Origin of the sequence: Vibrio sp. 11-4(1), assembly GCF_013048625.1 — a bacterium.
Lineage (GTDB): Bacteria > Pseudomonadota > Gammaproteobacteria > Enterobacterales > Vibrionaceae > Vibrio > Vibrio diabolicus.
The window spans coordinates 60,484-75,082 of sequence record NZ_VHSY01000008.1 but is presented as its reverse complement, the minus strand read 5'-3'; the positions used below and the strand labels follow the sequence as shown (position 1 = coordinate 75,082).

16 protein-coding genes are annotated in these 14,599 nt (G+C 45.4%); 11 read left to right on the top strand and 5 right to left on the bottom strand.

Going from position 1 to position 14,599, the window contains the following annotated elements:
- The first annotated feature begins 21 nt into the window (after positions 1 to 21).
- The 5 genes from accA (at position 22) to FKN16_RS17120 (ending at position 4,294) form a co-directional block, all read left to right on the top strand.
- Positions 22 to 981: an acetyl-CoA carboxylase carboxyl transferase subunit alpha gene (gene accA / locus FKN16_RS17140; RefSeq protein WP_005380365.1), complete on the top strand. Its 960-nt coding sequence runs from the start codon at positions 22 to 24 to the stop codon at positions 979 to 981.
- Positions 982 to 1,087: 106 nt separating this feature from the next.
- Entirely contained in the window at positions 1,088 to 2,398 is a 1,311-nt protein-coding gene (gene tilS, locus FKN16_RS17135; RefSeq protein WP_170903194.1) for a tRNA lysidine(34) synthetase TilS, read from the top strand.
- Between the two features lie 70 nt (positions 2,399 to 2,468).
- Positions 2,469 to 2,783, top strand: coding sequence for a cytochrome c (locus tag FKN16_RS17130; RefSeq protein ID WP_170903192.1), 315 nt, complete (start codon positions 2,469 to 2,471; stop codon positions 2,781 to 2,783).
- A gap of 187 nt (positions 2,784 to 2,970) precedes the next feature.
- Positions 2,971 to 3,309 carry a nitrogen regulatory protein P-II gene (gene glnB, locus FKN16_RS17125; protein WP_005436810.1) on the top strand — a complete coding sequence of 113 codons (339 nt, stop codon included), beginning with the start codon at positions 2,971 to 2,973 and terminating at the stop codon, positions 3,307 to 3,309.
- A 139-nt stretch (positions 3,310 to 3,448) separates the two neighbouring features.
- Complete coding sequence (locus FKN16_RS17120) at positions 3,449 to 4,294, top strand: endonuclease/exonuclease/phosphatase family protein (protein ID WP_170903191.1); 846 nt, start codon at positions 3,449 to 3,451, stop codon at positions 4,292 to 4,294.
- A 1-nt stretch (position 4,295) separates the two neighbouring features.
- Here FKN16_RS17120 and FKN16_RS17115 read toward each other — a convergent pair whose 3' ends face one another.
- The 3 genes from FKN16_RS17115 to gloB all read right to left on the bottom strand — a co-directional run bounded on the left by FKN16_RS17115 (position 4,296) and on the right by gloB (position 7,576).
- The gene (locus FKN16_RS17115; protein WP_170903189.1) at positions 4,296 to 4,982 is read right to left on the bottom strand and encodes a YIP1 family protein; all 687 of its coding nucleotides are present in this window, start codon (positions 4,980 to 4,982) and stop codon (positions 4,296 to 4,298) included.
- A complete protein-coding gene (locus FKN16_RS17110; protein WP_170903187.1) occupies positions 4,979 to 6,562 on the bottom strand; it encodes a LysM peptidoglycan-binding domain-containing protein in 1,584 nt (527 codons plus the stop codon). The genes FKN16_RS17115 and FKN16_RS17110 overlap by 4 nt, the downstream gene beginning before the upstream one ends.
- A 255-nt stretch (positions 6,563 to 6,817) precedes the next feature.
- Positions 6,818 to 7,576 carry a hydroxyacylglutathione hydrolase gene (gloB, locus tag FKN16_RS17105; RefSeq protein ID WP_006741673.1) on the bottom strand — a complete coding sequence of 253 codons (759 nt, stop codon included), beginning with the start codon at positions 7,574 to 7,576 and terminating at the stop codon, positions 6,818 to 6,820.
- 37 nt (positions 7,577 to 7,613) lie between these two features.
- Here gloB and FKN16_RS17100 point away from each other — a divergent pair, with 37 nt between their 5' ends.
- The gene (locus tag FKN16_RS17100) at positions 7,614 to 8,360 is read left to right on the top strand and encodes a class I SAM-dependent methyltransferase (protein WP_012841508.1); all 747 of its coding nucleotides are present in this window, start codon (positions 7,614 to 7,616) and stop codon (positions 8,358 to 8,360) included.
- Here FKN16_RS17100 and rnhA read toward each other — a convergent pair.
- On the bottom strand, positions 8,357 to 8,821 hold the full coding sequence (rnhA, locus tag FKN16_RS17095; RefSeq protein ID WP_170903185.1) for a ribonuclease HI: 465 nt from the start codon (positions 8,819 to 8,821) through the stop codon (positions 8,357 to 8,359). The genes FKN16_RS17100 and rnhA overlap by 4 nt on opposite strands.
- Before the next feature lie 59 nt (positions 8,822 to 8,880).
- On the opposite strand from rnhA, the gene dnaQ reads away from it, so the two are divergent.
- From dnaQ to FKN16_RS17070, 5 genes are all read left to right on the top strand, one after another.
- On the top strand, positions 8,881 to 9,603 hold the full coding sequence (gene dnaQ, locus FKN16_RS17090; protein WP_005380385.1) for a DNA polymerase III subunit epsilon: 723 nt from the start codon (positions 8,881 to 8,883) through the stop codon (positions 9,601 to 9,603).
- A gap of 8 nt (positions 9,604 to 9,611) precedes the next feature.
- Complete coding sequence (locus FKN16_RS17085; protein WP_170903183.1) at positions 9,612 to 10,871, top strand: TIGR03503 family protein; 1,260 nt, start codon at positions 9,612 to 9,614, stop codon at positions 10,869 to 10,871.
- 204 nt (positions 10,872 to 11,075) lie between these two features.
- Positions 11,076 to 11,633 carry a hypothetical protein gene (locus FKN16_RS17080; RefSeq protein WP_047102599.1) on the top strand — a complete coding sequence of 186 codons (558 nt, stop codon included), beginning with the start codon at positions 11,076 to 11,078 and terminating at the stop codon, positions 11,631 to 11,633.
- A 51-nt stretch (positions 11,634 to 11,684) separates the two neighbouring features.
- Entirely contained in the window at positions 11,685 to 12,077 is a 393-nt protein-coding gene (locus tag FKN16_RS17075; RefSeq protein WP_170903181.1) for a DUF1353 domain-containing protein, read from the top strand.
- Between the two features lie 83 nt (positions 12,078 to 12,160).
- Entirely contained in the window at positions 12,161 to 12,571 is a 411-nt protein-coding gene (locus FKN16_RS17070) for a GNAT family N-acetyltransferase (RefSeq protein ID WP_005391824.1), read from the top strand.
- 73 nt (positions 12,572 to 12,644) lie between these two features.
- Here FKN16_RS17070 and FKN16_RS17065 read toward each other — a convergent pair whose 3' ends face one another.
- Positions 12,645 to 14,420, bottom strand: coding sequence for a SulP family inorganic anion transporter (locus tag FKN16_RS17065; RefSeq protein WP_170903179.1), 1,776 nt, complete (start codon positions 14,418 to 14,420; stop codon positions 12,645 to 12,647).
- Between the last annotated feature and the right edge of the window lie 179 nt (positions 14,421 to 14,599).

Sequence of the window (14,599 nt, the reverse complement as noted above, 5' to 3'; positions counted from 1 at the left end):
TGAGTAAACAAGGATTCATAGATGAGCCTAAACTTTCTTGAATTTGAAAAGCCAATTGCAGAACTAGAAGCGAAAATTGAAGCATTACGTGATGTCTCTCGTCACGGTGGTGATTCTGCAATTGACCTGGATAAAGAAATCGAACAGCTTGAGAAGAAAAGCTTAGAGCTGAAGAAAAAAACCTTCAGCGACCTAGGCGCATGGGAAACAGCTCAACTGGCTCGTCACCCATTACGTCCGTACACACTGGATTACATCCAACATGCTTTTGAGGAATTTGATGAATTAGCGGGTGACCGCGCGTTTGCAGATGACAAAGCGATTGTGGGTGGTATGGCTCGCCTTGAAGGCCGTCCTGTGATGATCATCGGTCATCAAAAAGGTCGTGAAACCAAAGAGAAAGTGAAACGTAACTTTGGTATGCCAAAACCAGAAGGCTATCGCAAAGCGCTACGCTTGATGGAAATGGCAGAGCGTTTCAATATGCCAATCATCACATTTATCGACACGGCTGGCGCGTATCCAGGTGTGGGCGCAGAAGAACGTGGTCAATCTGAAGCTATCGCGAAAAACCTAAAAGTGATGTCTGGTCTTAAAGTGCCAGTAATCTGTAACGTTGTTGGTGAAGGTGGTTCAGGCGGCGCACTAGCAATTGGTGTAGGCGACTACGTGAACATGCTTCAGTACTCTACGTACTCAGTAATCTCTCCTGAAGGTTGTGCTTCAATCCTATGGCGTGATTCTGACAAAGCGCCGCAAGCGGCAGAAGCGATGGGTCTAACTGCTCCTCGTCTTAAAGAGCTTGAACTGATCGACGAAATCATTGAAGAGCCACTAGGCGGCGCTCATCGCGATCATGTTCAAATGGCAGCGAATATGAAAGCGACACTACTTCGTCAACTAGAAGATCTAGAGCAATTGGATGAAGAGACGCTGCGTGAACGTCGTTACCAGCGCCTAATGAGCTACGGTTACTGTTAATTCCGGTGATTGCTATTAAGCGTTAGCTGATATCTCAAGTGATAACAGTTAAAATAGAAAGGGTTGGATGAGAGTCCAGCCCTTTTTTGTACCTATCGGATCGCTTATGGAATCGCTTTACCCGCATTTTGCTCAAGTTCTCGGCCGCTACTATCAATCAGGCACTAAGGTTGTCTTGGCGTTTAGCGGAGGAGTGGATTCACGTCTTTTACTCGAATTACTCAGTCGCTACCAACAAGCGCATTCGATAGAGTGCCACGCCGTATATGTGCACCATGGTTTAAGCTCGAATGCCGATGATTGGGCTGATAAATGCTTACTTTGGGCAAAACAAGTGGGCATATCATGCTCGATTGAGCGAGTGAGCTTAGACATCAGCAATGGTGAAAGTATTGAACTTCTTGCTCGTGAAGCTCGCTATCAAGCCTTAACTAAGTACATTCAAGAAGGCGATATACTGTTGACCGGCCAACATGCTGATGATCAACTAGAGACTTTTCTCCTTGCTCTTAAGCGAGGCAGCGGGCCAAAAGGGTTATCTTCGATGGCGGAGAGTATGCCGTTTTCTGGCGGATCCCTAGTTCGACCATTGCTTACTATCAAGCGGAAGACCATCGAAGACGCGGCTACTAAATTAGGCTTGGAGTGGGTGGAAGACGAAAGCAACCAAGATACCCGTTATGATCGTAACTTTCTTCGTCATTGTGTTATTCCTGAATTGTCTGGTCGCTGGCCGAGTATCCATCAAGCGGTTCAGCGCAGTGCAAGCTTATGTGCTCAACAAGAAGCGCTATTGGATGAACTATTGAGCGCGGTGTTTGAACACGCTTTACAAACGGATCTAAGTTTAAGTATTGAAGAACTGGCTAAGCACAGTGAATTAGCGCGTGCGCGCTTGATTCGTATGTGGCTGGCTAAGCTTAATACTAGTATGCCGACTCAGGTACAACTCAATCTCATCTGGAATGAAGTCGCATTAGCTCAGCAAGATGCCAACCCCAAACTACAACTTAAACACGGTGAAGTGCGCCGTTTTCGAAATCGTCTCTATTGGGTAACGGAAATAGCTGACGTCACTGAGTGGCAAAGTACGATTCAAGTCGATACCGTTTTATTGCTTCCAGAGCAGCTAGGGGAGCTGATCTTAACGACGAGTTCTAGCAACGCAACGATTGCGCTTCCGAGTCAGCCAGAATTGCTTCGCGTGACCTTCAATCCGGAAGGCTTATCAGCGCATCCAACCACGCGTAATCACAGCCGAAAACTGAAGAAGTTGTTCCAAGAATACAATGTGCCAAGCTGGCTGCGTCGTCAAATTCCGATTTTGATGTATCAAGACCGAGTCGTTGCTGTGGCAGATCTGTTCGTTGATCAAGCGTTTAATGGTCAAGATTGTGAACTTATTTGGCGCAGGTAATGAAAATTCATGCCACAATGTCGATTATAAAATATAAAAATCCTTAAATAATAATTGATTAGGTGAAGCAATGAAGAAAACAATCATGGGCGCAATGGTGGCGCTAACCATGCTCAGTGGGCAGGCTCTAGCTGCGGGAGATGCCACAGCAGGTCAAGCAAAGGCAGGAGTATGCGCAGCATGTCATGGTGCCGACGGTATTGCTGTCATTCCGGGTTACCCAAACCTGAAAGGGCAAAATGAGCAATATATTATCAGTTCAATTAAAGCCTATAAAAACAAAGAGCGAACAGGTGGTCTTGCTGCTGTTATGCAAGCTCAAGCTTTACTGTTGTCTGATGAAGACATCGCTAATCTAGCGGCTTACTACGCAAGTTTGAAGTAAACGGGCGTCTGAAAAAGCTTGGACGATTGGGCATTGAGCAGTCCTTACTGGGTTTTTATCAACTCACGATATTCGCTATGTTAATTTGCTCAATCTGGATTTTCGCTGGTGGATCATAGACAAACATTGAATGTTGCGAAACGCTAAACGATAATAAGCGCAATCGATTGAAGCTTAAGGGATGAACATGAAAAAAATTGAAGCGATTATCAAGCCATTTAAATTGGATGATGTTCGAGAAGCGCTAGCTGAAGTTGGCATTACAGGGATGACCGTCTCTGAAGTGAAAGGCTTTGGTCGCCAAAAAGGTCACACCGAGCTTTACCGTGGTGCAGAGTACATGGTGGACTTTCTGCCTAAAGTGAAGCTCGAAATCGTTGTAACGGAAGATGTGGCTGATAAATGCGTAGAGACGATCATTGAAACCGCGCAAACCGGCAAAATTGGTGATGGTAAAATCTTTGTTACTGATGTTGAGCGTGTGGTTCGTATCCGTACTGGTGAAGAAGACGAAGACGCGATCTAAGGTTTCTTGTTACCTGTCTCGTATTTATTATGCTAAAAGGGAGCCAAGTGGCTCCTTTTTTGTTTTTTACTTTCAGTGAAATCAAATAACCCGAGGTTGGTTGTTCCAGTTTTAGGGTGCGTATATTCAGGTTTGTCGTATGTTTAAGCGTTTTTTTCTGGCGTTAGCTTTTCTTATTATGGCGGTATTGGTCGGCTTCCAGGTTATTTTCACCGTACCAGATCAGCCGCAAATCATTACTCAAACAGGTTCAGAGCTGACGCAGGATATTAGGTGTATCGAATTTAGCGGCTCAAAAGCTCTGGATCAGGGCGGTGAAATCAATGTACTTGTCTGGAATATCTACAAACAGAACCGGACGAATTGGCAAAGCGCACTCAATGAATTCTCTACTGATAAGCAGCTGCTGTTATTGCAAGAAGCCAGCATGACACCATCTTTTAAGCAATGGTTGGTGGATGGCAACTGGGTCAGCAACCAAGTGAGTGCCTTTAAGGCGCTGGGCAGCGGTGCGGGTGTGATTAGTATCGCTCAAGGGCAACCAGAAAAAGCCTGTGCTTATACGTCTAAAGAGCCTTGGCTGCGTTTACCCAAGTCTGCACTATACAGCCAATATCAATTAAGCAATGGCGAGAGACTCGCTGTGGTGAATGTACATGCGATTAACTTCACGGTTGGCACGCAAGAGTATGTCTCTCAGTTAACGGCTCTTGAAATGCTTTTAAAGCATCATACAGGGCCGATCCTATTCGCTGGAGACTTCAATAGTTGGAGTGAATCTCGCGTTAATGCGATGCGACAGGCCTTAAAAGCCGCGGACTTGCAAGAAGTGACGTTCTCGCCTGATCATCGAGTCCAATTTATAACGGGATTACCGTTGGATCACGTATTTTACCGAGGACTGACCCTCAAATACGCGAAAGCGCCGCAGAGCGACGCTTCCGATCATAACCCATTGTTACTGTCATTTACGTTAGATGACTAGCTTAGGTCACTACAATATAAAGCGCCCAAATAACGTAGAAGAATACCCATGGCAGGCTTGCAATCACTAAGGCTTGCCCACGTTCAAACTCAGTCCAAGTAAGCACAACACCGTAGCCCAATACAATGTACCAAGGCAGCAGTAGTGGTAGTGAGCTGGCAAAATGCGACCACTCGCTGGTAAGCGGCAGTTTTAATAGACCATTGAGGCTGTTTAAATCTGCTGCGTAAGTCATCACCTGACCATGCTTGAGTAACAGGCTCGCGTAGCTTGCTATATCGCCTAGTACTGCTGGGAATAAGATTGCACACGACGCGGCAAACCACTTCCAGTAACCATATTGTTGCTTGCTTGCCTTCGTTGCAAGAAAGAACCAAAGCGCAAGCAACAGTAAGGTGGCAAAGCGGTTGAATACATCATTGATGATCGTACTTGCCATTAGCGTGTTTGGCTCTAATAGCTCAATCTGCTTTGGGTCGATTTGTTGAAACTGCGCGGCTAGTTGGTCACTAAGCCACGTGAAATCGACATTCGAAAAGTAAGCGCCCCAGAATAAAAACGGACTAAGCATCAAGAAGATGAACGGTTGCCATCCCCATCCGCCGCGTTGGTAAAGCGCTAGAAAGCAAGATGTTGGAGAACGAAAAATGTCCAACAGCATCACAAGTGGGTTGCTTGATGGGTTCATACACTTACCTTCGTTACGTCAACGTACAACTTAAGTTTTTGACCTGGTTGTAAGTATTTTTTCTTGTGTAGCGAGTTCCATTTCACGATGTCGTTTGTTTTTACTTTGAACTTGCTTGCAATGCCGCTAACGGTGTCACCGGAGCGAACGTAGTAGAAAACGGTACGAATCACAGCACCTTTGTCTGAGTCCTTCCAAATCACGAGCTTTTGACCAACGCGCAATGGATCTTTAGGGCCCATGCCATTCCATTTTGCTAACGATTTATACGACACTTTATTTTCACGTGCGATTGACCACAAACTTTCTCCAGACTGAACGACATGAGTGAGCTTGAGTTGTCCACGAGCACGTGATTGAGTCTTGCTTAATCGATTTTGTGCCGTTAGTGCGTATTTCGCATCGTCTTTTGTTGACGTCGGAATCAGTAGGTATTGGCCAATACGAATATTGTTATTCGACAGGCCGTTTGCACGTCGAATCACTTTTGTGGTTGTGCCGTATTTCTTAGCTAGCACACTTAAAGAGTCACCAGACTTCACCTTGTAGCGAGCGACCTTCATCCCTTTACCACGGTTTTTCTCCACCTTAGTGAGAAAAGTCTCTTTTTTCTCTACCGGAATCAAAAGTTGGTGCGGACCTTCAGGCGCAGTCGACCATTGGTTGTATGCAGGGTTGTAACTTTGTAACTCTTTCACACCAATGCCGGCATAATCTGCTGCAATGGCCAGATCAAGCTGTTCTTTCGGATCGACAAGCGTTAGAACAGGTTTGTTTGGAATCGCAGGAATATTAAGTCCGTACTTGTCTTGGTTTGCGATGACGTCAGCCAAGGCTAGCAGCTTAGGTACGTAACTGCTGGTCTCTTTTGGTAAGTCCAATGAGAAGAAATCGATAGGTTTACCGAGCTTTTTATTCTTACGAATTGCGCTAGAAACACGTCCACCACCACTATTGTAAGCGGCAATTGCATGCTCCCAGCTACCATCAAAACGCTCGTTTAGTTGTACAAGGTAGTCCAGTGCTGCATCCGTTGCTGCTGCCACATCTCGGCGACCGTCATACCAGTAGTTTTGTTCTAGTCCCATCATCTTTCCGGTGCCAGGGACAAACTGCCACAATCCAGCTGCACTACCATGTGAGTAGGCAAAGGCATCGAATGAGCTTTCCACCACAGGAAGCAAAGCAAGCTCCATTGGAAGTCCACGCTCTTCGATACGTTTTGTGATCATGTATAGAAAAGGAGTCGCACGCTTAGACACCGTGTAAAGGTGATTCGGGTGCTTTAGATACCACGTACGGTAGTAGTCCACTTTCTTATGGTTTGGGATATCCATTTCAAGTTGCATGGCGATACGTTGCCATACATCTTCTTGTTCCTGAGTGGAAAGAACTTTAGGCGCGTCGTTAGCGGATTTTTTTGCTAAAGACGATGTGTTGTCCGGTTGAGCCTTCGCTGCATTTTGTTTTGCAGTCTGCTCAGATTTATTGGTTTCTGGTGTAGAAGACGTTGAGTCTGACTGAGTCAATTGACAGCCAGATAATAACAACGCCAACGCCCAGGTATACTTCAAACGCATGGATTCAGCCTATTTAGGGCCTTTTTATCTTCACCTGCCTGTCGCGCAACACAATGTGCGTGGCAGTCGCAAGATAATAGACATCTTTTAAACACTAACTAATTAATAGAGGCAAAGAGCTTCTAAATTATGCAATGGGGAGAAATTCAAATAGATTTATATCAACCCCAAACGTAAGAGAAGCGCCAGTGGCGCTTCTCGAAAAATCAGCCCCTGATAATACTGGGGTCTTGCAAACTTACAAGCAGAAAATGGTTAAAATTCGTTCTTCCACTCACGCAAAGCAGTAAAAACCGAGCATGGATCGCTATTTTTAATACGACTAGCAACAGATTGAACCACGTCAGGGTTGGTGGTTCGCAAGAACGGATTAATCCACTTTTCTTTGCGTATTGTTGTTGGAAGTGTCGGAATGTTGAGGGCTCGCAGTCGGTTTACATCATCGCGATATTGACGGAGCTGCTCATTATCGGGCTCAACCGCTAAAGCAAACGCCACGTTACTCGCGGTGTATTCATGCGCGCAGAAGACTTGAGTTTCTTCTGGTAGAGACGTTAGCTTGTTTAGTGACTCAAACATTTGCTCTGGCGTACCCTCAAAAATACGACCGCAGCCTGCGGAAAACAACACGTCACCGCAAAACAGTTTTCCGTCTCCAACGTAACCGATATGACCTAAGGTATGGCCTGGTAAACCCAGCACCAAAAAGATTTCGCCAAATAACTCCAGTTTGTCGCCTTCTTCCATGGGGGTGGTTAGGGTTGGAATTGGCTCAGATTTCGGGCCCACAACGGCGACTTCAGGAAAGGCACGCACTAAGTCTGGAACGCCACCAATGTGATCGTTGTGGTGGTGCGTAATTAAAATCGCTTCTAAAGTTAATTCGTTAGCCTGCAAGTATTCTAACACTGGCTTCGCATCGCCCGGATCAACGACTGCGCAACGTTTATCGCTATTTTGTATCAGCCAGATGTAATTATCATTAAATGCGGGTATGCTTTTGATCTCTAACACGATTCGTTCTCCGTCACCCATTTTAGTCAGGTGGTTAATGAAACCAGCACTCAGCAACAAAACTATACCACACCCGTCGACTTGGTCAGCAATGAACAACGGTCCGTGGGTGCTTGAGTCAATCCAGACCCGACTTGATGAATGGTGCCCGAAACTCTTCGGCTACCATATGCTCAAACTGGGCGGGTTGAGCTGTGAGCTAACCAGCTGTAATTGTAACATTCAACACCAAGTCAACGTAGATATCCAGAACCCGTTGCATAATGTGATTGCAGATGGTTACGAATTGCCCTTTTTGGAAAAAAGCTTTGATGTTGTGATACTCGCTCATCAGCTCGACTATGCAAGCGATCCACACCGTTTGCTACGGGAAGTCGATAGAGTGATGATGGATGATGGTTATTTGATAATCACTGGATTTAACCCACTAAGTTTGACTGGATTAGCGAGTTTGCTTCCATGGCGTAAACATAATTTGCCTTGGAGTGGACGAATGTTTACGTCGAACCGCATCAACGACTGGTTAGGGTTACTTAATTATCAAGTGATTCATTGCGACCGTTACGCGCTGTTTCCGATGAAGCGCTACCGCACGATGTGGACATGGTTGGAAAACAGTCTCGGTGATTGGGCGTCACCTGCAGGGAGTTTGTATTACATTGTGGCACGGAAACGAACATACCCTCTCAAGCCTATCAAACCGCATTGGCGTTTGAAGAAAAAGCTCACACCACTAGGGGTGATGAATCGAGAGGGTAATACTATGAGGAAAGAATCTCGTTAAGAGGGTTGGTAACCAGTATCTTCCTCGGTTGGGTTTTCTGCGGCGGCACGGGCTAACTCATCACAAATTTCATTCTCACGATGGCCCGCGTGGCCTTTTACCCAGTGCCATTCAACTTGATGGCGTGCGGTTTCTTTGTCTAGAGCTTGCCATAGATCGGCATTCTTCACGGGTTTTTTATCCGCTGTTTTCCAGCCACGCTTCTTCCAGTTATGGATCCACTGAGTAATACCTTGGCGCACATATTGGCTGTCAGTCGTTAAAGTGACTTTGCAAGGTTGTTTTAACGTCTGCAGCGCGACGACAGCCGCCAACATTTCCATGCGGTTGTTGGTGGTTAACGTGTAGCCTTTGGAAAGCGTCTTTTCTACGTCTTTGTAACGCAATACAATGCCGTAACCACCTGGTCCTGGGTTACCTAAACAAGAACCGTCAGTGAAAATCTCAACGTGTTTGGTCATATTTTTTGGTACTATTAGCCGAAACATTTAATAAAGCATAGTCTGACATACATAACCTTATGAATACCAGCAGCAATTCTGAATATAACCGCATTGTCGTTCTCGATACCGAAACCACAGGTATGAACCGCGAGGGTGGTCCTCACTACATGGGACACCGCATTATTGAAATCGGTGCCGTGGAGATCATCAACCGTAAGCTGACTGGTCGTCACTTCCACGTTTATTTAAAACCAGATCGTGAAATCCAACCTGAAGCGGTTGAAGTTCACGGTATTACGGATGAATTCTTGGTTGATAAGCCGGAATACGCGAGCGTGCACCAAGAGTTTCTTGAGTTTATTAAAGGCGCCGAACTTGTTGCCCACAATGCGCCCTTCGATACGGGCTTTATGGATTACGAGTTTGGTATGCTCGATCCTAACATCGGCAAAACGGACGACTACTGCAAGGTAACAGATACCCTTGCTATGGCGAAGAAAATCTTCCCTGGCAAGCGAAACAACCTTGATATCTTATGTGAACGCTACGGTATTGATAACTCGCACCGTACACTCCACGGAGCTTTGCTCGATGCTGAGATTCTAGCCGACGTTTACCTCTTTATGACGGGTGGTCAAACGAGTCTAGAATTTAACGCGAATAAACAAGAGGGTGGGGTAGAAACCATTCGCCGTATTGAAGGAAGAAAAGCGCTAAAGGTTTTGCGCGCAAGTGCCGATGAACTAGAAGCTCACCAAAAAAGATTAGAGTTGGTGAACGACTGTATTTGGCATCAATAGGAGAAGCTATGCTGAGGGCTTTGTTGGTCGCGTTTTTAGCGATATGGAGTAGTCTCTCGAGTGCATCGAGTGCATCGAGTGAATCTGCTATGTCTTTGTTAGACAATCGCTTTCGAGTGGATCCAACCATCGAGCAGATCACTTTTTTAGTTTATCGTGAGCAAAGTTCTCAGCCAGTTGTTTTAGTCCGTCCTGACGGTAAAAAATACTATGCCTGGGGCTCTTACGACAATGTACGTTGGTATCAAGAAGCCTCACTCGATATTATTTCCGTTGATAACCCTATGCCAGGTCCATGGCAGGCTGTGGGGAAAGTTACTCCTAAAAATAACATCCGCTTAATTTCTCACTTAAAGCTCAGCACGGATGTGTTCCCAAACCGATTATATAATGGGGAAGCGCTTAAGTTTACAGCTCGCCTAACCTCCGACGACAAACCTCTTGTACTGCGCGACTTCCTTGACCGCGTGAATCTACGCGTGACATTTACCAAGTTTGTCGAAAATGAAGATGAGTTGATCAAAGAAGCACGTCCAGTGCCGATGGTTGTGGGTGAGTTTGCTGATGATGGCCGCGGCTTGGATGAAAAAGCAGGGGATGGTGTGTTCACTGTCCAACTACCAATAGACGTTGAGCCCGGTAAGTACCGTGCGCGAATCACCTCTGGTAATGGCATATTCTTACGAGCGCAAGAGCAAGTCATCTTGGTTTATCCGAACCCAATTTCTCGTACTTTTATTCAGGCGCGCAATCCTGACAAACCACACCAATTGGTGGTGAGTGGTGAGCAAGGTATGATCGCGCCAGGCTCAATCGCAGTCACGGTGGAACAAGATGCACCCGATGGCTTTGTTAGCTACAGCCAAGGCCAGGTTTCTAAAGATGGAATGAGAACCACGCTGAACCTCAATAACGACGCTGAGCTTGGTAAATACGCATGGCGCGGCGAGATCTTTGCCACTGATTTTGCGACTCAACGTCCACTAGTGTTTCCTATTCCAGAGCAAACCTTCAGTGTTGTTGATGACGTTGATCTAGAAGCCGCTCGAATTGCAAAAGAAGCTGAATTAGCCGAGCAGCGCCGTATTGAAATGGAAAAGCAAATTATCGCTGAGCGGGAGGCTGAGCGTAAGCGCAGCATGATTATTATCGCGGTGGGTAATGTGATAATGCTGCTGATTGTGATCCTTGCATGGATAGTCTGGCGCAAAATTAAAGCGAAACGCGATGCCATGCCAGAGATGCAGTTAGAGGTGCCAAAGAAATAGTAGTAACACATGAAGCGAGAAACGGAGCCAATCGGCTCCGTTTTTTTTCAGTTTAAGTTTGAGACAGAATTTGATATTTCTCATGGTCATTAATCATTTTATTTTAAAGTAACACCATGATTTAACGTTGATTAATCATAATAAAGCTCGCATGATACTCTTTACGTTTCGACTTGATTTTAGTGCGTATAGACGGAGTGAGTTATGACAATTGGAGAGTTAGGACTAGAACATTTACCACGACAAAAGGCCTTGGTTGAGTCAGCTTATGATGCCTTTTATTCTGAAAAAGACGTTGTTGCCGCGGTATTGCTTGGCTCCTTGTCATCAGGACAAGGTGACCGTATTTCGGACGCTGATGTTGTTGTATTTACTCAAAACAACTTCCATAAAGCCTCAGAGCCTTGCTTTACCCAGTTTGAAGCTAATAAAGACATTTTTTATCGCCTTGAGGGAGAGCACAACGAAAATGCGTGTTTCAAAAAATACATTTTTAATGACCTAACCAGTGCAGAGATTCATTGTTTAGATCTCTGTGACCCCTTCAAACTTTCTAAGCCATTTAAGACTTTATTTGATAAAGCTGATGTGATTGCGGGCATGGTTACTGATGAACCTGCGCCAAAGCATGAAGATTTCCCAGTTTATACCAGTGGTGATCAAGGCCTGATCTGGGAACTCTTTGATTGTATTAAGTGGTTGAGCAGAGATAACCATGAGCTTGCTAAGTCCTACTTGAAAAAACTCTCTGAGAAACTCTAATTTGAGAGTCATCTTCGTTCCTCCCACTGAAGTTAGTTAGGCGGTTAGGTTATGAAATATAAAAAGCGTCAGAAGTATAAATACACTCTCCATTCTGAAGAAAAGATTGAGACTCGCATTTCAGTGAGTAACGCGTATGACAGCCCTTTTCTTAGTTTGTCCAAACAAGGCGTGTTAACGATTAAAAAGGGCTATGCATGGGATGGAGCGAGTGGGCCAGCGTTAGACACAAAAAACATTATGAAAGCTTCTTTAGTGCATGATGCTCTTTACCAACTCATGAGGGAAGAGGTGTTGCCACAAAGTGCTCGAAAGCATGCGGATACGTTGTTGAGAGAAACATGCTTAGAAAAAGGAATGTCTAGCTTCAGAGCAACTTATATCTATTATGGCGTCAGAGTTGTCGGCGGCTTCTTTTCTAGACCCGATACTTTGTGTGCTTAATGGGAACATCTTTCCAACGTTTAACTGTTTATTACACAGTTTAGTTATGTAAGCTCCAAGGTGATACAAAGGAGTAGTACATAATGACAATAAGATATGAAGAGCATGTGCCAAGCCCGAAAGAATACTGTGATATGCGTATCAAAGCCGGGCTATCACCCAAATCGTTGAAAGCTGCTGAAATTGGCCTACCCAATTCGTTATATGGCGTATCTGTTCGGGATGAAGGAAAGCTCATTGCAATGGGTCGGGTTGTTGGTGACGGGGCGTGTAACTTCGAAATTGTCGACGTTGCCGTTGATTCTGATTATCAAGGTAACGGTTTAGGTAGAAAAGTCATGGAATACATCGACGGTTATCTTTCTTCTGTTGCACTTGAAGGCTCTTACGTTTCTATGATTGCTGATGAACCAGTTTTTTACGAAAAGCTTGGTTATAGGCTGGTGGCTCCTAAAAGCCAAGGGATGACAAAAAAGTTTAAGCCAAAGGCGTAACACGTATTCAGCTGTGAAGATAAGCACTAGAAAACAGGAGTTTAATTTCCTGTTTTCTATATTAAATTTCTACTTAAGCCACTTCTGGAATTGGTTTGGGTGGCTGCTCTAAATCAGGCTCTTTTTGAACAGTAGGAATTTGTCCCTCACCCACAGCACTGATGTAACAGCCACTAAGTTTAATGGCAAGGTACATATCGGCTCGCAGTAAGATGCCTCCTTCACTGGTGCTGATACCAGTAAGCTCACACCATTGACGTAAGCGTCGTTTCCTTCCTGCGAGGATTAAGCGTACGCCTCTCTTTTTTAAAGTATTGTGAATATCTGCCAGTGTTGCCATCACACTGAGATCCAAGTGAGTAAAGCTCGATACGGCGTCGATGACAACGCAACTTGCGTCTTTGTGATGTTCTACTTGCTCTAACACTCGGCGTTTAAAGTAAGGTGCGTTGAAGTAAGTCAGCGGCGAGTTAAAGCGGTAAATCACCATTCCTGGAATAGGCGAAGCTTTTCCTGAGTCGTCGATGGTCCGAATGGTGCCTTTTTCATCTAAGCCAAGTAGCTGATCACTCGGTCGCATGACAATACGTAAAAATTGAAACAGCCCTAGCAGTACCGCCAAAGTGATCCCCGGTATTACGCCTACGATCAAAACAGAAATAAAAGTGATGATTGCTAGATAGAACGCATCTTTGTCACGAGATTTTAATTTCCAAATGGCTTTGAGATCGAGCAGCGACAAGGATGCGATGATCAACACGACACCAAGTGATGCGATGGGAATAAACTGTAAAGGCTCATAAATAAATATCGCAATAATGGCAATGGTGATTGCGGCGACAATCGAAACTAATTGAGATTTACCGCCGTTTGCATCATTTACCGCTGTGCGTGAGTCAGCTCCGCTTATCGCGAAACCTTGCGAAAACGCTGAGGCAATGTTGGCAAAGCCCAACGCCTGAAACTCTTTATTTGCATCAATATCATAACCGTTTTTAGCGGCGAAACTGCGCGCGGTGAGCATCATGCTAACAAAGCTGACAATCGCAAGGTTGAGCGCCGGGACCACTAGCTCACGAACTTCACCTAGCTCAAACTCTGGCGTTTGAAACTGAGGGAAACCACCTTGAGTGACCCCAACTACGGATACGCCCATCTCTTGTAAATGGAAAAACCAAACTGACGCGGTAGTCACGAGTATCGCCAGCATGGCAGCAGGCCACGTTGGTCGGTAGCGTTTGGTGAGTAAATAAACGACAACCGTCACGATACTCAGAGTTACGGTAGGCCAATGAAGCTCGGTTAATCGTTGTGGAGCCTCCCATAAGCGTTCCAGCAAATAACGTTGTTCGTATTTCAAACCGACCACTTTGGCAAACTGACCAACGATAATCGTGAGAGCGACACCGTTGAGTAGACCCAAAAGAATCGGGCGAGAAAGGAAGTCTGCAAACACCCCTAACTTGAAACGACTTGCCAGTACACACCAAATACCAGTCATCGCCGTCATGGTCATGACTAACTGCCAATGTTTTGTGGGGTCACCTGCGGCAAGTGGTGTCACAACAGCAGCGATCACTGCACAGGTTGCTGCATCGGGTCCGACAATGAGTTGTCGAGATGTGCCCATCATGGCGTACACCAACATTGGCAGTACACACGAGTACAGACCGACAATTGCAGATACACCGGTTAGCTGTGCATAAGCTATGGCAACTGGCAGGGCAACCGCGACAACAGAAAAGGCGGCTCTAAAGTCGTTAACAAACCATTCTTTTTGATAATGCTTAAGCTGAACAAGCCCAGGGAACCACTGTGCGAATAATATTTTAGCCAACGGATTTACCATATATGTGAGTGAGTTACTTAAAAGTATACACCGCTTGCTTGGAACGTCTGTGAGTTAGTTATCACTGGAAATCGGGGGGAAGGGTCGGAGTGCGTGGATTTTATTGCGCTTGCGCAGAGGTTCTTCGTGGTGTGAGGTGTTATGAACACTATTCTGGTAGCAATAAAAAACGGGAGTTG